This is a genomic window from Chryseobacterium sp., assembly GCF_008831505.1.
Lineage (GTDB): Bacteria > Bacteroidota > Bacteroidia > Flavobacteriales > Weeksellaceae > Marnyiella.
This window is the reverse complement of the sequence record NZ_CP044507.1, coordinates 1,941,900-1,959,556: the sequence shown is the minus strand read 5'-3', so window position 1 is coordinate 1,959,556 and position 17,657 is coordinate 1,941,900. Positions and strand designations below refer to the sequence as shown.

Genomic DNA, 17,657 nt, shown 5'->3' with positions numbered 1-17,657 from the left:
CCTATTAAAAGGGCAGCTATATCATCCTCAAAATGAAAGGGCGAGGGAAAGAAAAGGTAATGGAATCCAACAGAAAATATCAGATATGCACAAAAACCATTATGGATACGTCCGATCCAAATATTGTTTTTGATGAAAACGGAATATCAGACTATTATCATAATTTCCATAAAGTAATCGTTCCTAACTGGGATACGGGTGAAAAAGGAAATGCAACCCTCATGAGGTATGCGGCCAGAATCCGGGAAGCCGGCAAAGGGAAAGATTTTGACTGTATCATAGGTGTTAGCGGTGGGCTGGACAGTTCCTATGCGGCATATGTAGCTAAGGAAATAATGGGGCTGCGACCTCTTCTTTTTCATGTAGATGCAGGCTGGAATACCGATAGGGCAGTGTCTAATATTGAAAAAATCTGTAACGGTCTTAATTTGGATCTGTATACCGAGGTTATTGACTGGGAAGAGATGAAGGATTTGCAGGTCGCGTTCCTGAAATCGCAGATTGCAGATCAGGACCTCCCTCAGGATTATGCATTTTTTTCAGCTCTTTATCAATATGCCCGAAAAAACAAGGTTAAATATATTATTACCGGAAGTAATTATTCAACCGAATGCTGCAGGGAGCCGCTGGAGTGGGGCGGGTTTCCCGGCATAGACACAGTACTTGTGCGCGATATTCACTCAAAGTTCGGAAAACATCCGCTAAAGACCTTTCCATTGATTGATATTTTACAGTACAAACTATATTACCGTTATATCCTGGGTATGAAGGTGGTGAAACCTCTGGATATGATTCCTTACCTTAAAAAAGATGCGGAAAAATTATTAAGTGAGAAATTTAACTGGGAGCCATTTCGCCATAAGCACCATGAATCCCGTTTTACCAGGTTTTACGAAGATTTTTGGCTTCCGGCCAAATTTGGTTTCCATAAGAGGCGGGCCCACTTTTCGAGCCTTATTCTCACCGGACAAATGACGCGTGAGGCTGCCTTAAGCCGTATATCCACAACTGAGTTAAGCGCCAGCCGTTTAAATCACGAGTTTGAGTATGTGGCATGTAAACTGGACCTAACCACAGAAGAACTGAGGGAGATATTTAATGGTGAGAACAAAACTTTTCACGATTACAGAAATAAGATTAAGATTATTAATTTTGGTGCCGTTATGATGCAGAAACTGGGCCTGGAAAAGCGGTTATTCAGATGATTACGATTATTGATTATGGTGTAGGTAACATAAATGCGTTTGTGAACATGTACAGACGGTTGGATGTGCCTGTTACAATAGCAAGGAATGCTTCGGAGCTCCGGGGTGCCCGCAAACTTCTGCTGCCGGGTGTAGGGCATTTTGATCATGCAATTACAGAACTTAATAAATCCGGGATGCGCAATCTGCTGGACGATATGGTGATGGTGCAGAAAATACCTGTGATCGGTATATGTGTCGGTATGCAGATGATGGCCAATACCAGCGACGAGGGTACTGTGGAGGGTTTAGGATGGATCAATGGCAGGGTAAAAAGGCTTGATGAATCATTGATTTCCCATAGGACCAAACTCCCGCACATGGGCTGGAATGATGTGTTTCCGACACGGGAGCATCCACTATTCGAAGGGATTGAGAATGATGCTCTTTTTTATTTTCTCCATTCCTATCATTTTGTTTGTGGTGACACTTCCCATATTCTTGCGACGTCCAGTTATGGGAGTACCTTTACCTGCGCTACACACCGCGAAAATATATACGGAATCCTGTTTCACCCAGAGAAGAGCCACCACAGCGGAGCGGCTTTGCTATATAATTTTTCAAAACTAAAAGATGCTCAGACCTAGAATCATTCCCTGTTTGCTGCTTCATAAAAACGGTCTGGTGAAAACTGTTAATTTTCAGGATCCTACTTATGTGGGTGATCCCATTAATGCCGTGCGCATTTTTAGCGAGAAGGAAGTGGACGAAATTGCTGTTTTTGATATTGATGCGACGGTGAAAAGAACGGGGCCCAATTATCATTTAATAGAAAAACTCGCTGGGCAGTCAATGATGCCACTCTGCTATGGTGGGGGTATCAGCAATGCAGATCAGGCGGAGCGGGTATTGAATCTGGGCGTGGAAAAGGTTTCGCTTGGAAATGCGGCGCTGCAGAATCCCGCGGTTATTACTGAAATTTCAAAGCGGTCCGGCTCACAAAGTACGGTCGTGGTCATGGATGTTAAAAAAACAGCTTCAATGGGCTATGAGGTCTTTACCCATAACGGTACGAACGGAACAGGTGTCAGTCCCCTTGAATTTGCCGAAATAGCCGAAAGTTACGGCGCTGGAGAGGTTATCATCAACTCAATAGACAGGGATGGTCTAATGAATGGGTTTGATCTTGAACTTATTGCAGGTGTTGCCGATAAATTAAGTATTCCAATCACGGTTTTGGGAGGCGCGGGATCACTGGAGCATATTAAAGAAGTTATTGACAGTCATAAAGTGATTGGTGTAGCCGCCGGAAGTTTATTTGTTTTTAAAGGTCCTCATAAGGCCGTTCTTATTAATTACCCGTCAGTTCAGCAGAAAAGGATTGTCTGCGGTCAATAAAAATGATATACGGTCTATTTCGGTTCCAGTAATCCAAAATAAACTGTGTTTACAATAAATGAATTAATTTTCAGGATTTGATTAAATGACTTTTCATTTTTTCTAAATCTGCACCATAATAGAAACCATGAAAATTTTAATCGTAACCCAATATTTTTACCCGGAAAACTTTAAAAGCAATGACCTTGCTTTCGAACTGCAGAGAAGAGGACATGAGGTCACTGTGCTTACAGGGTTACCTAATTATCCTGAGGGTGAAATCTACGAAGGTTATGGTGTTTTTAAAAACAGGAGGCAAACTGTAAATGGAGTGAAGGTAATTAGAAGTCTGCTGTTGCCAAGAGGGAAAGGTGGGGGGACAAGACTTTTCCTTAATTATTTCAGTTTTGCTTTTTTTGCGTCTGTTAAGGCATTTTTTCTTAGTTTTTCCAAAAGATACGATGCCGTAATTGTTCATGAACCTTCACCTGTCACCCAATATTATCCTGCCCTGTTATTGAATAAACTTCGGGGAACTCCTGTATATTTTTGGGTTCTGGATCTGTGGCCGGAAAGTTTACAAACCGCCGGCGGGATCAGGAGCAGATTTGTTCTTGATGTTTTCAGAAAAATGGTCGTCAGCTTTTATAACAATGCCGAAAAGATTCTTATTTCATCTAAAGGTTTTAGAAAATCCATCTTAGAGAAGGGAAACTTTGACTCAAAGATTGAATATTTCCCTAACTGGGCCGAGGATGCTGTGGCTGAATGCAGTGCAGAGTTTCTAATTCCCACTCTCCCCGAAGGCTTTAAGGTCATGTTCGCAGGTAATGTAGGTGAAGCCCAGGATTTGGAAAATATACTGAAGGCAGCCCAGGAAATCAAGGGATATGATAATATTAAGTGGATTATCGTAGGTGACGGCCGAAAAATGCATTATGTGAGGGATTTTATTGATAGCCATAAACTGCACGGGACAGTTTTTACATTAGGCAGATATCCACTGGAAGCCATGGCCGCTTTTTTCAGGGAAGCTGATGTAATGCTGGTCAGTTTAAAAGATGACCCCATATTTAATCTTACCGTGCCTGCTAAAGTTCAGGCTTATATGAGCGCTGCAAAACCAATTGTGGCTATGATTAACGGTGAGGGCGCTGAACTGGTGCAGGAATCAAAGTGTGGTTATACAGTACCTGCCGGCGATTTCAGGACACTAGCGCAGACCATACTACAGCTATCAGCTATGCCATCATCAGAACTGGAGGCTCTGGGAACGAATGGCAGAAATTTTTATTTGCGGAATTTCCGGCTTCAGCAATGTATTACTAATCTGGAATCCATTCTTTCAAAAAAAGCAGTATGAAAATAAGCATCACCGGCGCCAGCGGCTTTGTTGGATCAAATTTATCAGTTTTCTTGAAGGAGAAGCATGCCGATTTACTTTTGCTGTCGCTTCGGAGTGAGGACTGGCGCGACCAACTGGACAGATCCTCGGATGTCGTAATACACCTGGCGGGGAAAGCACATGATACGGCAAACGCTGCGTCGGATGAGGAATATTATAATGTCAATACGGAACTCACCAAAGATCTTTTTAAAGAATTTCAGAGGTCCGGAATCCGGGACTTCTTCTATTTCAGCAGTGTAAAGGCTGTTGCCGACACCGTTACAGGTATCCTGGAGGAAGAACACAGTCCCGATCCGCAAACGGCCTACGGAAAATCCAAGCGCCTGGCGGAGGAGTACTTGCTTTCGCAGCCACTGCCTCCCGGCAAACGGCTGTTCATTATCCGCCCCTGTATGATACACGGCCCCGGTAACAAAGGGAATCTTAACCTGCTTTATAAAATGGTTTCACGCAATATGCCGTGGCCACTGGCAGCATATGAGAACAGCCGCAGTTTTTTAAGTATTGACAATCTTCATTTTCTTGTATGGCAAATGATTCATAAAGAATTGCCTTCAGGGATTTATCATTTTGCTGATGACCAGCCCATTCCTACCAACCAATTGGTGCAGCTCATTGGCGCGGCTACAGGAAAGAAGGTGAAGCTTTGGAATATCCCGCAGAAATTAATATCTTTCGCAGCCCAAAGCGGAGACATCCTGCCCCTGCCGCTAAACACGGAACGACTGAAAAAACTGACTGAAAGTTATGTAGTAAGCAATGCCAGAATTAAGCAGGTACTGGGTATAGCGAATCTGCCTGTTACGGCCGAAGAAGGTCTGCTGAAGACCCTGAAAAGTTTTAATAAATAGATGGAGTATATCATCATCGCGGCTGCAGTACTGCTGTTCAGCCTTGTATATTTTCGGATTGCCAATCATTATCATATCGTTGACAAACCGAACAGGCGCAGTGCGCACAGCGAGGTTACGATACGTGGAGGCGGCGTGGTATATCCTTTTGTTTTCCTGCTGTATGTTTTGTATGGGCAGCTGTTTTCCGGAGGCGCGACCGAAGATTACCTGCTTTTTGGCTCAGGCCTGTTCATTTTATGTGCGGTAAGTTTTGTGGATGACCTGCGCGGTCTCAGCTCCAAGGTAAGACTGATCTTCCAGTTTATGGCCGTACTCTTTCTTTTCTATTTTGTGGAAGCTGCAAATACGACTTCTGTCTATTTAATCCCCATAGCGGTAATCCTAACCATAGGAGTTCTTAATGCCTTTAATTTTATGGACGGCATTAACGGAATGTCCGGACTGTACAGTCTGGTGACCCTTATCAGTCTTTATATTGTCAATCAATCGCTATCATTTACGGATAGCGGTTTCATCCTTTATCCTGCTTTGGCCAGTTTGGTCTTCCTTTTCTTTAATTTCCGAAAAAGGGCAGTCTGCTTTATGGGTGATGTAGGCAGTATGGGCGTCGCATTCTGGATTGCGGCCATTACAGGACAGCTAATTATTGCCACGGGGGAACTGAAATGGATACTGCTGCTTAGCGTTTACGGTACCGACAGTGTTTTTACCATTGTAGAAAGACTCCGACTTGGCGAAAATATATTTAAGGCACACCGGAGGCACCTTTATCAGCTTTTTGCCAATGAAAAAGGATTTTCGCATATTTCGGTAAGTTCCGCCTACGCACTTGTCCAGATTCTCATCAATGCGCTGGTTATTTTTACTGATGTATCGGATGCCATCCTTATTCCGGTCGTATTGCTGATCAGTTCATTTGCTTACCTGTTCATTAAGAAGCAAGTAAAGAAACAAATATCACAGGCCTCATGAAAATGTATCCCACGCCATTAAAAGACTGCTATATCCTGGAACCTACTATATTTGAGGATGAACGAGGCTATTTTTATGAGAAATTCAACGAAAGAAGGTTTGAAGAACTTACCGGCATGAACGGTCATTTCGTGCAGGACAATATTTCAAAATCTTCCTACGGTGTACTTCGCGGACTGCATCTGCAGAAAGGAGACCATGCCCAGGCTAAGCTTGTATCATGTCTGGAAGGCCGTGTTTGGGATGTTGCGGTAGACCTGAGACTGGGTTCAGCCACTTTTGGTCAGTGGTACGGTGTAGAGCTTACGGGCGAAAATAAAAGGCAGTTTTACGTTCCGCGCGGCTTTGGCCATGGGTTTTCGGTGCTGTCTGAAACGGCAGTCTTTGCTTATAAATGTGATAACTTCTATGATAAAGCGTCCGAAGGAGGTGTGCTGTGGAATGATGAAGACCTGGGCATAGACTGGAAACTGCCGGCCGAAGATGTTGTACTGTCGGATAAAGACCGTATAATGCCCCGTTTCGCGGAAAGAAATTTTTAAATTCATCTCACTAAGAATCAGCAACCTGATTCTTTTTTTTATTGCTAAATTTGCACGCCCGTATTCAGACTTTCCTGATCTTGGGTTCTAACCCCGGAATATCCGGATTTTAACAGAAATCAATGCGTACAAAATCAACAGGCAGAAAAAAAATCAATATCGTTACTCTTGGATGCTCCAAAAACGTGTATGACTCCGAAGTGCTTATGGGCCAGCTGGAAGCCAGCGGTAAGGAAGTGGTGCATGAAGACCGCGGCGATGTGGTAGTGATCAACACCTGCGGATTTATAGACAATGCCAAGGAAGAATCCATAAACACCATCCTGGATTTTGTAGAGGCTAAGAAAAGGGGAGAGGTGGAACAGGTTTTTGTTACCGGCTGCCTTTCCGAAAGATATAAGCCGGATCTCATCCGTGAGATTCCGGATGTGGACCAGTATTTTGGCACCCGTGATTTACCGCTGCTGCTAAAGCACCTGGGCGCAGATTACCGCCAGGAGTTGGTGGGTGAGCGGCTGACTACCACTCCCAGGCATTATGCCTACCTGAAGATCGCTGAAGGTTGCGACAGGCCCTGCTCCTTCTGTGCCATCCCGCTCATGAGGGGTAAGAACGTTTCCACACCTATTGAAAATCTCGTAATTGAGGCAGAAAAACTGGCAAAAAAAGGAGTGAAGGAACTGATCCTGATTGCGCAGGACCTCACTTATTATGGTCTGGATATTTATAAGAAGCGGGCGCTTGGTGATTTACTGCTCAGGCTTGTAACTGTTGAAGGTATTGAATGGATACGTCTGCACTATGCTTTCCCAACCGGTTTTCCGGAAGATGTATTGGAGATCATAAAAAATGAACCTAAAGTATGTAATTATATAGACATACCGCTTCAGCACATCAACTCAGATATCCTTAAGGCCATGAAGCGCGGGACCTCTCATGAGAAAACCAATGCACTGCTGGATAAATTCAGACTGATGGTGCCGGATATGGCCATTCGCACCACTTTGATCGTAGGTTTCCCCGGCGAAACTGAGGAACGTTTTCAGGAACTGAAGGAATGGGTGCGCACGCAGCGTTTTGACCGCCTGGGCTGCTTTACCTATTCCCATGAAGAGAATACTACGGCTTATGCACTGGAAGATGATGTGCCGCAGGAGGTAAAAGAATCCCGTGTAGAGGAAATCATGGAACTCCAGTCCCAGATTTCATGGGAAAAGAACCAGGAACGCATCGGCAAGGTGTACCGCTGCATCTTCGACAGGAAAGAAGGGAATTATTTTGTAGGCCGCACTGAATTTGACTCGCCCGATGTGGATAATACCGTACTGGTGGAAGCTACGGATGAGGTTTATATCTCCATAGGTGAGTTTGCAGATGTTCTGATTACCTCTGCTGAAGAATTCGACCTGTACGGCAAGCTGGTTTAGGAGGGCCAAATACGAGATATCAGATATCAGAAGCCAGAATTTATCAATTTAGCAATCTAACAGTTTAACAAATTTACGGCTTAACGGTTTTTAGTTCTGGAGCCAGGAACTGAGATTTCAGATTTCAGACATTAGATTTCAGACAATTGATTAGAGCCAATGTTGAAGTTGAGATTAAGGTTAAGGTTAAGAGGTTAAAAGGTTTGGGGATTAGAAGGTCGAGGATGCAGTACAGGCAGAAATAACGGGAAACTTATAGTTAATAACTTATAGCTTATAGCCAATTGCCAATAGCCAATAGCCAGTAGCCCAGATTAGGTTGGGGTTAAGTTGAGGGGGTAAGAGGTTATAAGGTAAGGAAGAGGCTATTCAAATATTTCTGAACCCTGAATTCTGAATCCTGAATCCAGAAATCACATACAGCACTCACAATTTATTAGTTCCGTGCCCTGTTAAAAGCCACTGTGTATTCTGTGGTTTTCTCTTTGTGTTCTTTGAGAAGGCTTTGTGTGCTTTGTGGTTTGGTAAGAGCCAGGAACTGAGATTTCAGATTTCAGACCTCAGATTTCAGACTTTGTAATAATCTGACAGTTTAACAAAATTACGAATGTACCCCGTGCTCTCAGAACTTTCACTGTGTCTCTGTGGTTAAGAGATCCAAACAGCCAAGAGCCAAGAGCCAAGATTTCAGATTTCAGATTTCAGACCTCAGATTTCAGACTTTGTAATAATCTGACAGTTTAACAAAATTACGAATGTACCTCCGTGCTCTCAGAACTTTCACTGTGTCTGTGTGGTTCGGGAAGCAAGAGGCAAAAATCAAGAGCCAGGATTTTGAGTATAGATTTTAACTTATGCTTTGTGTACGTTGATGATTCTTTTTGTGTGCTTTGTGGTTTGGTAAGAGCCAGGAGCAACGATGTAAGAATTCAGACATCAGATTTGAGACTGCTTCAATAGGTTGAAAAGGTAGAAGGTAATGAAGAGGCCAATGAAAATAATCCCGAATCCAAAATTCAAGATTAAAAATTCAACATTCGACATTCAACAACCCTAATCCATGATCCCCGTGCCCTCTGTGCATTCCCTGTGTCTCTGTGGTTAAGAGAGCCAACAGCCAAGAGCCAAGAGCCAAGATTTCAGATTTGAGACTGCTGCAATATAGTTTAAAAGGTAGAGTGTTAGAAGGTTAGACTGCGTTTAAGCCTAAAGAACACTTGTGCAATTTACTATGTAAAAAATTGGTAATCAGTGGACTGTGCTGAAACGTAGGGGCAAAATTTAAGCAGCAGAGTTAAAAGTATTAACATTTCAGACCTCTTTTTAACACTTTTTAACAACCGCTGTGAAATCCCTACAGATAGGAGCTGGCAGGGTTTATTAACAAAATTTTAAGATAGTATTATTACAGTTTAACACTGCTGTTCTTGCAGGTTTCAGTTTCGGTTTACCTTTGCCCCATCAAAACCAATAAAACCCTCAAAATGATGAAAAGATTAGTTCTCGTAATCATAATGATGATTTCAGCTCTTGGCCTTTATTCTTTCAAGAATGATACCAATGATAACGATGAGGTGAAAACAAGTTATGCGTCGTACTACCACGACAAGTTCAACGGACGGAAAACCGCCAGCGGTGAGAAGTTCAACAATTCAAAAATGACAGCGGCGCACCGCACGCTTCCTTTCGGAACTAAAGTAAAAGTTACCAATTTGCGCACAGATCAAAGCGTAGTTGTAGTAATTAATGACAGAGGCCCTTTTACAGCTTCACGCGCCCTGGATCTTTCCAAAGCTGCATTTGATGAAATCGGAGACCTGAACCGCGGTACGATGCCTATAGAATACGAAATACTTGATTAAATAATTGAAGATCACGTAAGAAGCCAACCCTTCCGGGTTGGCTTTTTTATTTCATTAATCTGTCGCCTTAATTATGACCTGTAGTTCATCAGAGCTTCGTAAAAGGCTTCTTCCATTATTCCGGTGTGCTGACAAAGTATGCGGACTCCTTCCAGATGGTCAAGTACCGAAGGGTCACTTACCGCAACCGGCAGCGGTCCAAGGTCTGTAGTTACTACCGCGGATCCTTGGGCTAAGGTATAGGAACTTGCAGGATATGGTATCTGGCGGCAGTAAACGGCCGGCGCTTCCGTTTTGTCCGGCGTTTCAACGGCTTCCGGAAAGATATAGATGCCACCGGCTACCAGGTGGTCCAACACCGTATTTACGGGCTGGGGTAAGGTTTGCAGTACTATATTCGGACTGTAGCCCGAAGCGGACTCCGGGTCGTCGGATATCAAAAGGGCAAAATCGTTTGAGGATGTTGGTGCTGATTCGGGTGTTATCAGGTCCATCTCTCGGCCTAGAAAATTGAGGATATAGGTGTAAAGCGTGCCTGCGCCTTTTCCAAGTATCAGAATCCGGGTTTTGTCTTTGTAATCTTCCCACATGTTACCTGGCAACAGTTCCATTGGTTTTAGACGCAATAAGCGCTTCAAAAGCCTTCACTACCTGGTTCCACCTGTGCTGGTCGGCCGGCATAATGAAACTTGCATCGGATTTACTGGCCGCATTGGCACCTTTTTTCACCACGATGGAGGTAGTGATGTTGTCATACAGTTTTTTACGGTCTTCCTGAATCATCCGGAAATTACTGGCCGCCAGGGCATCTTCCAAAACCTGTATTTCAGCAGCGGACAGTTTATAATCTTTTCTGACCTTCCTGCCCTGACCTTCAAAGGAGTAATGGGCGTCGGTACCTTTGATCAGGAAATTCTCATATATGGGAGCAAAGCCACCGCTGCGCGAATAACTGTAATCAAAATCGGAATATTTTTTATGGGCGTTACATGAAGTAACAAGCAGCAGTACAAGAATTGGAATTAGCTGTCTGAGTTTATTCATTGCGGTTGATTTATTTCGTTACCGGACTTTTTTCGTGCCTTCAGCTCCTCTTCATACTGATGCAGCAGGTTGAACTCCTCGGTCTGCTCAATAGCGGTCATTATCTTTTCCAGGATTCGCTGTGCATTATCGTTGTCATAATCTATTTCCAACGGTGGCTTAAATTCGAGTGTAGGTTTTACACCCGTCACTTTAATACGGAGTCCTTTTTTGTCAAACGCTCTTCTGAAACCATTTATTTTAATAGGGATAACAATTGGCCTCTGATTTTTTACCAGTTTGGCTGTTCCCCGACGGCCCTGCGCGAATGCTGAGGTCGTACCCTGCGGAAAGGTGATTACCCAACCGTTATCCAGTGCCTTCATGATATTGTCCACTTCCTTCAGGTCCACATGGCGGTTTACGTTGCGTCCTTCGGCACGCCAGGTCCTCTTCACGGTGATGGCACCTGCCATGCGGAAAATCCGGGCCAGAATTCCCGATTTCATTGTTTCTTCGGCCGCAACGTAGTAGAAATCCACCTTGGGGTTAAGCAGATAAACCGGATTTTTAATGGTGTTGTGAAACCCGTTGTTTACCGCGCAGAATACATGGTACATGGCTGCGACATCGGCAAAATAAGTCTGATGGTTGGAAACAAAAAGCACATTGCTGTCCGGAAGTGTGGCCAGATGCTCTGTGCCGGTGATTTTTAATTTGTTGAAACCGTTGAAACGGCGGTAGGAAATCATTCCTACGATAAAGACGATCAGTCTTTTAATAATATACAGATTGCCAAAGGCATCAGTGAAAATATTTTTCTTCGCCATTATCACTAAACATAATCTGCGAATTTACAACTTTTTCAGCAATGTGCTGAATTCGCTCAGGATCATAGAGGTGGCGCCCCAAATCATGTAGCCATTAAAAGAAATTACAGGAACTTCCACACCATTTGAGCCTGGCAAAACCGCCATGGCCGGCTGCTCACTGAGGCTCAGTAATGATGACACCGGAAATTCAATCAGTTCCACTGCTTCAGTTTCCTGAAGTACGAAGGTGGGATTTTTACGGGTGTAAGAGATAAACGGGCGCACATAGAAGTTGCTGGGTGGGATATAGATTGGTGAAAGTTCCCGGATGGTTCGCAGATAATGCTGCTCTATACCCATTTCTTCTGAGGTCTCCCGTCTGGCGGTATGTTCAAAATCACGGTCGGACTCTTCTTTTTTGCCGCCGGGCAGTGATATCTGGCCACTGTGCCGGTCGCGTTCGTTTTTACTTCGTACGATAAGCGGAAAAAACCACTCGTTATCTTTCAGGTACAGCACAATATTCACTGCCGCAAATTTTGGTGCCCGGTTCATTATTTCTTCGTAGGAAAATAAAGGTCTGTAGGGCGGCGAGTACACCGCATGTGCGTTCTCGCCTTCCAGTTCGGCCTGCTGAATTTTCAGTACGAGGTCTCTTGCATATATTCCCATGTTTACAAATTTAAGAAATTGACAGTGATTTAGGATGCAGATGCAGAGGTTAGATGTCAGACATCAGATTTCAGACTGTTGCAGGAAGGTTAAAGGGTTAGAAAGTTAAAAGGTTAGAGCCAGGATTAGGTTAAGGTTTAGATTAAGTTTGAGGTTAAGGTTAAGTTTGAGGTTAAAAGGGTAGGAGGCAGCAAGGTTGGAGGGTCCAGTACAGGGATTGAGACAAAAATAGCGTGAAGCGTGCTTATAGCTTATTGCCGATAGCTGATAGGCAAAATTAAGGTTAAGGTTGAGGTTGAGGTTGAGGTTGAGGTTGAGAGATCGGAGTTTAGAAGGTTTTAAAAAGACCAGTCAAAATAATCTAAAATCCAGAATCCAAAATTCAACATTTAAGATTCACAATTAATTTCAGCTCCGTGCTCTCTGAACCGTCTCTGTGCTCTCTGTGGTTCCTGAGCACGAACCAGGAGCCAGGAGTAAAGATTTCAGATTTCAGACTTCAATTTGGAAGACAAAAAAGAAGAAAGAACAAAGAGAAAAGATGGGCCCGGTCGTTGGTACCCCCAACTTTCTAACCCTCTAACTTTCTAACTCTGTAATTCCAAATAAAAAATCTCCCGCGCGTACGGGAGACTAAGTTGTGAAAATGATCAATTTTGTTTTACTGTATCAGTTGGAGTAGCTCATGAGCTCTTCCTTGTTTGCATTGATCAGTTTGTATTCCAGGTATTTGAATGAATCACGCGGAATAATGGTTACCCATTTTTTGTATTTCAGGTACCATTTGGTTTGTATGCTCATCAGGCCTTTGGTAAGGTAGGCCTCTACAAACGGATGCACATGCAGGAAAATCTTTCCTTTTTCGGTTTGCATCAGTGTCCGAATCATCTCCTCCATACGTTCCACCACCACTATGGGTGCCAGAATTTCGCCGGCGGCATTTGGATTCTCCTCCTTGGTCTCGATCTGGTTTTCGGGCCGGGTTCTCTGCCTTGTCATCTGTATAAGGCCAAATTTGCTGGGCGGCAGTATTTTGTGCCTGGCTTTATCGCGGCTCATTTCATTTTTCAGATGCTCAAAAAGTTCGCGGCGGTGGTCGGCATTCACCATATCGATGAAATCCACCACAATTATTCCACCCATGTCGCGCAGGCGGAGTTGGCGGGCTATCTCCGTAGCTGCCAACCGGTTTACATGCAGCGCGTGTTCGCGGTTGCCTGCCGCCCCGGAGCTGATGTTATTCCCGGAGTTTACATCAATAACATGCAGAGCTTCGGTATGTTCAATAACGAGGTAAGCCCCTTTGGACGAAGGAATGTTTACGTGTTTACCAAAGCTTTGCTTCAGTTGCTTCTCCACGTTATAATATTCCATCAGTGGAGTGGGTTTGTCGTAAAACTGTACAATGTTCTTCCTTTCGGGAGCAATTACTTCCAGGTAGGCTTTCATTTCGGTAACCATTTCCTCGTCATCGCAGATGATGGACACAAAATCAGAGTTGAAATTGTCCCGGAGGATGGCCGCGGCTTTTCCCTCTTCGCTCAGAATCTTGCTCGGTACCTTATTCTTCTGGATGTTCCGGAATGTGTTTTCCCATTTCTGAACCAGCTGGTTCATATCGTTGTGGAGTTCGGCCACTTTCTTTCCTTCGGCTACGGTGCGTATAATGACACCAAAACCTTCCGGTTTAATACTTTCAATAAGTGTCCGGAGGCGGTCGCGCTCTTCGGCACTTTCAATTTTTTTGGAAATGGAAACACTTTTGTCAAAAGGGATCAGGACCAGGAAACGGCCTGTGAGGGAAATCTGGGTGGAAATTCGCGGTCCCTTGGTAGAGATAGGTTCTTTGGTAATCTGCAGGATGACACTGTCGTCCTTGCTCAGAACTTTATCTACAACACCATTTTTATTGATCTCCGGCTGAATCTCGAAATTCTTGAGCGAGGAATCCTGCTGCTTACGTGCAAGGGTGTCTTTCAGGAACTTTTTGTAGGTCAGGTACTGGGGACCCAGGTCCTGATAATGCAGAAAAGCATCTTTTTCATAACCGATGCTTACGAAGGCTGCATTGAGGTTGGGAGCCAGTTTCTTCACCTTGCCAATAAAAAGATCGCCTACCACAAAGTCGCTTTTGTCCTCCTCTTCGTGGAGTTCAAACAGACGCCCATCTTCCAGCAGGGCTATTTTAGAGCGCCCGCCTTCATGTGATATTATCAGTTCTTTCTTCATTTCATAGCTACTTGTATTTCGTTAAACAAAAAACCGTTTTACCATACCCGGTAATACGTATATATACGGATTGTGAGCGAAAAGTTCGTACGGGCAGTTAGGGAAAAGGGTAGTAAAACAAAAATATAGCTGGTGAACGTTTATAAAAATAAAAACACCAACTATATCCTATATTTTTTAGCAGAAAAGCTTATTTCTTCTTCTTGTGTCTGTTAGCTCTTCTTCTTTTCTTTCTTTTGTGTGTGGCTACCTTGTGTCTTTTTCTTTTTTTTCCGCTTGGCATATTGAATAAATTTTAAATATTATTACTCTTTTAGTTATTGTTTACAGCTACTTTGGTTTTTACCTTTTCTGTGAAAGTCTTGGATGGCTTAAAAGCAGGGATATTATGAGCGGGAATTTCAATTGCCGTGTTCTTGGATATGTTTCTTCCCGTTTTTGCAGCTCTGGTCTTGATGATGAAAGAACCGAAACCTCTTAAATATACATTGTCTCCTTTGTACATTGCACTTCTGATCTCGTGCATGAAAGCTTCTACAACTTTCTGAGTCTCACCTTTCTCTGTCCCCAATTTAGTTGAGATGGTATTTACCAATTCTGCCTTTGTCATTTTCTTTTTTTCTTTTTAATTTTGGTGTGCAAATATAAAACTAATTTTTGAAAAACTACAAACAAAACGCTGATTTTCTTTACCTTGGTAAGGCGCTGGTGGCCTGGTTCCACATTCACGGACGCGATTTGCCATTCAGAAAAACCAGTGATCCCTATAAGGTCTGGATCTGCGAAATTATCTTTCAGCAAACACGCATTCAGCAGGGTTTAAATCATTACTATAAGTTCACCGAACGTTTTCCCGATGTGCGTACTCTTGCCGAGGCCGAAGCAGACGAGGTAATGCTTTACTGGAAAGGCCTGGGATACTACTCCCGGGCGCTGAATTTGCAGAAAGCTGCCCGGCAGATTATGGCGGATTTTGGAGGCGTTTTCCCCAGTCAGTACCAAGATATACTGTCCTTATCGGGAGTGGGCCCATATACCGCGGCTGCAGTGTCCAGTATTTGCTTCGGAATGCATATCCCGGCGGTGGACGGTAATTTTTACAGGGTATTGTCCAGAGTCTTTGCAGACGGGACAGATATTTCACACAGCAGCTCCTTTACCTACTTTTCGGAACTTGCTTTAAGGATGATGCCCCCGGGTGAAGCCGGAACTTTTAATGAAGCCGTAATGGACCTGGGTTCAGAAATATGCCGTCCACGAAATCCGCTTTGTGATCAATGTCCGCTGCAGAGGGACTGCCGCGCGTTCCAGCTTGGCCGTATTGCGGATTTTCCTGTGAGGAAAAAGAAGACTGTTGTAAAAGAGCTTAAGCTTAAGTACTATTTCGTAAGGTTTGGAAATGAAATTCTTATCCGTCGGCGCTCCGAAAATCATATATGGAAAAAACTTTACGAATTTCCGGACGAACTTCCAACGAACTATAGGACGGTTGTAATGGAAGCCAATACCGTCTATCATAAACTTTCACACCGTAACCTAAGTATTGATTTTGTGGATGTATTCCCTGAAAACCGAAAGGAGTTTGAGGAATTAGCTTCTACGGGTGGCTATCAGATCGTCTCCCTGCAGGGCAGTTTACTGCACTCCTTTCCTAAGCCCCTGGAGAATTATATTGCATTGCAGGCAGGCAGAGCTTTGTCATAGTGTGCGACCTGAATTTCTTAAAGGCCGAAACTTCCGGATTACATATAAAATAGGTATTTTTGCGAAATGTTTAAAAAACTCATTCTCATTTTATTAACCGGTTTCCTGTTTTCATGCGGGAAAGATTCAGTGCCGAAGCCTAAAGGAGACCTTCGTCTGGAGTATCCGGAACCTAAATATGTTCAGTTTACACAGCCCTGTCCGTTTACTTTTGAATATTCAGACTTTTCTGTAATAACAGATGCCAAGAAGCAGAGGAACTGCTGGTACTATATCAATTATAACGGAATGAAGGGTAAGGTTTTCCTTACCTACTATCCAATCAAAGACGACTTTGAAGCACATGTAAAAGAATCTGAGAAAATGGTGTATGAACATACCGTGAAGGCCAGTTCCATTGAAACCAAGTCTTTTCAGTACCCCGAGAAAAGGGTTTTCGGTAATTTTTATGAGCTGAAAGGACAAAGTGCCTCCAATCTTCAGTTCTATATTACAGACAGTACCCGGCATTTCGTAACCGCTTACCTGTATTTCAATTCACGCCCAAAACCGGATTCTCTGGCGCCTGCGGTTGATTATGTAAAACGCGATATGCTGCATCTTATCGATACCTTTGAATGGAAATAACAAATTCCCCAACTTACCTAAAAAAATAAATCAAGAGATAATGAAATTACTCGTAGTAGGCAGCGTAGCTTTTGACGCTATAGAAACTCCATTCGGAAAAACAGATAAAATCCTGGGTGGTGCCGCCACTTATATTGGTCTGGCAGCCTCTTTAATGAATGTAAAATCCGGCATTGTTTCCGTAGTGGGAGGTGATTTTCCCGATGAGTATATGAACCTGCTGGAATCACGCGGCGTAAACACCGACGGCATTGAAATGATTGAAAGCGGTAAAACCTTTTTTTGGAGCGGTAAATATCATAATGACCTTAATTCCCGCGATACTCTGGTAACGGAAGTGAACGTGCTGGAGAATTTTGACCCTAAAATACCGGCCTCTATGGAAGATTCCGAGGTTCTGCTGCTGGGTAACCTGCATCCGGGTGTACAGCTGTCTGTGCTCGAAAAGATGAAGAACAGGCCAAAACTGGTAATCCTGGATACGATGAATTTCTGGATGGATTCAGCAATGGATGTCCTGACGCAGATGATTGCAAAAACCGATGTAATCACGATTAACGATGAAGAAGCCAGGCAGCTTTCAGGAGAATATTCGCTGGTGAAGGCCGCCAAGAAAATCCACGCTATGGGTCCGGCGTTCGTGATCATCAAGAAAGGAGAGCACGGCGCCCTGCTTTTCCATGAGGGACGTATCTTCGCTATCCCGGCCATGCCGCTGGAGGAAGTATTTGATCCGACCGGTGCGGGCGACACCTTTGCGGGCGGATTTGCTTCTTATCTTGTTAAGAAAGGGAAGTTTGATTTTGAAACCATGAAATCAGCTCTAATCGCGGGATCGGCGCTGGCTTCTTTCACGGTTGAGAAATTTGGCACCGAAAGACTGAAGGAAATCACCGAAGCCGAACTGGGTGAAAGGATTCAGCAGTTTAAGGAACTCACCACTTTTGAAGCGGAGGTTTAAATA

Annotated in this window: 18 protein-coding genes; 12 read left to right on the top strand and 6 right to left on the bottom strand. The window is 43.8% G+C overall.

Annotation, left to right across the window (positions count from 1 at the left end; genetic code table 11):
• The first annotated feature begins 101 nt into the window (after positions 1-101).
• From F7R58_RS09165 to F7R58_RS09125, 9 genes are all read left to right on the top strand, one after another.
• Positions 102-1,205, top strand: coding sequence for an N-acetyl sugar amidotransferase (locus F7R58_RS09165; protein WP_229723801.1), 1,104 nt, complete (start codon positions 102-104; stop codon positions 1,203-1,205).
• Positions 1,202-1,831, top strand: a complete 630-nt coding sequence (gene hisH / locus F7R58_RS09160) for an imidazole glycerol phosphate synthase subunit HisH (RefSeq protein ID WP_158064630.1) — start codon at positions 1,202-1,204, stop codon at positions 1,829-1,831. The genes F7R58_RS09165 and hisH overlap by 4 nt, the downstream gene beginning before the upstream one ends.
• Complete coding sequence (locus F7R58_RS09155; protein ID WP_158064629.1) at positions 1,818-2,582, top strand: AglZ/HisF2 family acetamidino modification protein; 765 nt, start codon at positions 1,818-1,820, stop codon at positions 2,580-2,582. Before hisH ends, F7R58_RS09155 begins: the two co-directional genes overlap by 14 nt.
• Positions 2,583-2,709: 127 nt before the next feature.
• Positions 2,710-3,924 carry a glycosyltransferase family 4 protein gene (locus F7R58_RS09150; RefSeq protein WP_158064628.1) on the top strand — a complete coding sequence of 405 codons (1,215 nt, stop codon included), beginning with the start codon at positions 2,710-2,712 and terminating at the stop codon, positions 3,922-3,924.
• The gene (locus F7R58_RS09145; protein WP_158064627.1) at positions 3,921-4,820 is read left to right on the top strand and encodes an NAD-dependent epimerase/dehydratase family protein; all 900 of its coding nucleotides are present in this window, start codon (positions 3,921-3,923) and stop codon (positions 4,818-4,820) included. The genes F7R58_RS09150 and F7R58_RS09145 overlap by 4 nt, the downstream gene beginning before the upstream one ends.
• Entirely contained in the window at positions 4,821-5,795 is a 975-nt protein-coding gene (locus tag F7R58_RS09140; RefSeq protein WP_158064626.1) for an MraY family glycosyltransferase, read from the top strand. It begins immediately after the preceding gene.
• On the top strand, positions 5,792-6,337 hold the full coding sequence (gene rfbC / locus F7R58_RS09135) for a dTDP-4-dehydrorhamnose 3,5-epimerase (protein WP_158064625.1): 546 nt from the start codon (positions 5,792-5,794) through the stop codon (positions 6,335-6,337). The genes F7R58_RS09140 and rfbC overlap by 4 nt, the downstream gene beginning before the upstream one ends.
• A 122-nt stretch (positions 6,338-6,459) precedes the next feature.
• Positions 6,460-7,764, top strand: coding sequence for a 30S ribosomal protein S12 methylthiotransferase RimO (gene rimO / locus F7R58_RS09130; protein ID WP_158064624.1), 1,305 nt, complete (start codon positions 6,460-6,462; stop codon positions 7,762-7,764).
• Between the two features lie 1,484 nt (positions 7,765-9,248).
• Complete coding sequence (locus tag F7R58_RS09125; protein WP_158064623.1) at positions 9,249-9,626, top strand: septal ring lytic transglycosylase RlpA family protein; 378 nt, start codon at positions 9,249-9,251, stop codon at positions 9,624-9,626.
• Between the two features lie 71 nt (positions 9,627-9,697).
• Here F7R58_RS09125 and F7R58_RS09120 read toward each other — a convergent pair whose 3' ends face one another.
• From F7R58_RS09120 to F7R58_RS09095, 6 genes are all read right to left on the bottom strand, one after another.
• Positions 9,698-10,237 carry a hypothetical protein gene (locus tag F7R58_RS09120; protein WP_158064622.1) on the bottom strand — a complete coding sequence of 180 codons (540 nt, stop codon included), beginning with the start codon at positions 10,235-10,237 and terminating at the stop codon, positions 9,698-9,700.
• Positions 10,218-10,670, bottom strand: a complete 453-nt coding sequence (locus F7R58_RS09115) for a hypothetical protein (RefSeq protein WP_158064621.1) — start codon at positions 10,668-10,670, stop codon at positions 10,218-10,220. Before F7R58_RS09115 ends, F7R58_RS09120 begins: the two co-directional genes overlap by 20 nt.
• On the bottom strand, positions 10,667-11,479 hold the full coding sequence (locus tag F7R58_RS09110; protein WP_158064620.1) for a lysophospholipid acyltransferase family protein: 813 nt from the start codon (positions 11,477-11,479) through the stop codon (positions 10,667-10,669). Before F7R58_RS09110 ends, F7R58_RS09115 begins: the two co-directional genes overlap by 4 nt.
• A 24-nt stretch (positions 11,480-11,503) precedes the next feature.
• On the bottom strand, positions 11,504-12,133 hold the full coding sequence (locus F7R58_RS09105; protein ID WP_158064619.1) for an NUDIX hydrolase: 630 nt from the start codon (positions 12,131-12,133) through the stop codon (positions 11,504-11,506).
• A gap of 669 nt (positions 12,134-12,802) precedes the next feature.
• A complete protein-coding gene (locus F7R58_RS09100; protein ID WP_158064618.1) occupies positions 12,803-14,362 on the bottom strand; it encodes a ribonuclease E/G in 1,560 nt (519 codons plus the stop codon).
• Between the two features lie 313 nt (positions 14,363-14,675).
• On the bottom strand, positions 14,676-14,972 hold the full coding sequence (locus F7R58_RS09095) for an HU family DNA-binding protein (protein WP_158064617.1): 297 nt from the start codon (positions 14,970-14,972) through the stop codon (positions 14,676-14,678).
• Positions 14,973-15,019: 47 nt separating this feature from the next.
• Here F7R58_RS09095 and mutY point away from each other — a divergent pair, with 47 nt between their 5' ends.
• From mutY to F7R58_RS09080, 3 genes are all read left to right on the top strand, one after another.
• The gene (gene mutY, locus F7R58_RS09090; protein WP_158064616.1) at positions 15,020-16,066 is read left to right on the top strand and encodes an A/G-specific adenine glycosylase; all 1,047 of its coding nucleotides are present in this window, start codon (positions 15,020-15,022) and stop codon (positions 16,064-16,066) included.
• Between the two features lie 66 nt (positions 16,067-16,132).
• Entirely contained in the window at positions 16,133-16,693 is a 561-nt protein-coding gene (gene gldD / locus F7R58_RS09085; RefSeq protein WP_158064615.1) for a gliding motility lipoprotein GldD, read from the top strand.
• A gap of 40 nt (positions 16,694-16,733) precedes the next feature.
• The gene (locus F7R58_RS09080) at positions 16,734-17,654 is read left to right on the top strand and encodes a PfkB family carbohydrate kinase (protein WP_158064614.1); all 921 of its coding nucleotides are present in this window, start codon (positions 16,734-16,736) and stop codon (positions 17,652-17,654) included.
• The last annotated feature ends 3 nt before the right edge of the window (positions 17,655-17,657 follow it).

Bases quoted from the DNA above. Each gene is read 5' to 3' on its own strand.
- hisH (WP_158064630.1), top strand. From the start codon at position 1,202: ATGATTACGATTATTGATTATGGTGTAGGTAACATAAATGCGTTTGTG.
- rimO (WP_158064624.1), top strand. From the start codon at position 6,460: ATGCGTACAAAATCAACAGGCAGAAAAAAAATCAATATCGTTACTCTT.
- F7R58_RS09095 (WP_158064617.1), bottom strand. From the start codon at position 14,972: ATGACAAAGGCAGAATTGGTAAATACCATCTCAACTAAATTGGGGACA.
- F7R58_RS09165 (WP_229723801.1), top strand. From the start codon at position 102: ATGGATACGTCCGATCCAAATATTGTTTTTGATGAAAACGGAATATCA.
- F7R58_RS09080 (WP_158064614.1), top strand. From the start codon at position 16,734: ATGAAATTACTCGTAGTAGGCAGCGTAGCTTTTGACGCTATAGAAACT.
- F7R58_RS09105 (WP_158064619.1), bottom strand. From the start codon at position 12,133: ATGGGAATATATGCAAGAGACCTCGTACTGAAAATTCAGCAGGCCGAA.
- F7R58_RS09120 (WP_158064622.1), bottom strand. From the start codon at position 10,237: ATGGAACTGTTGCCAGGTAACATGTGGGAAGATTACAAAGACAAAACC.
- F7R58_RS09150 (WP_158064628.1), top strand. From the start codon at position 2,710: ATGAAAATTTTAATCGTAACCCAATATTTTTACCCGGAAAACTTTAAA.
- F7R58_RS09140 (WP_158064626.1), top strand. From the start codon at position 4,821: ATGGAGTATATCATCATCGCGGCTGCAGTACTGCTGTTCAGCCTTGTA.
- gldD (WP_158064615.1), top strand. From the start codon at position 16,133: ATGTTTAAAAAACTCATTCTCATTTTATTAACCGGTTTCCTGTTTTCA.
- F7R58_RS09100 (WP_158064618.1), bottom strand. From the start codon at position 14,362: ATGAAGAAAGAACTGATAATATCACATGAAGGCGGGCGCTCTAAAATA.
- F7R58_RS09125 (WP_158064623.1), top strand. From the start codon at position 9,249: ATGATGAAAAGATTAGTTCTCGTAATCATAATGATGATTTCAGCTCTT.
- F7R58_RS09145 (WP_158064627.1), top strand. From the start codon at position 3,921: ATGAAAATAAGCATCACCGGCGCCAGCGGCTTTGTTGGATCAAATTTA.
- F7R58_RS09155 (WP_158064629.1), top strand. From the start codon at position 1,818: ATGCTCAGACCTAGAATCATTCCCTGTTTGCTGCTTCATAAAAACGGT.
- F7R58_RS09115 (WP_158064621.1), bottom strand. From the start codon at position 10,670: ATGAATAAACTCAGACAGCTAATTCCAATTCTTGTACTGCTGCTTGTT.
- F7R58_RS09110 (WP_158064620.1), bottom strand. From the start codon at position 11,479: ATGGCGAAGAAAAATATTTTCACTGATGCCTTTGGCAATCTGTATATT.
- rfbC (WP_158064625.1), top strand. From the start codon at position 5,792: ATGAAAATGTATCCCACGCCATTAAAAGACTGCTATATCCTGGAACCT.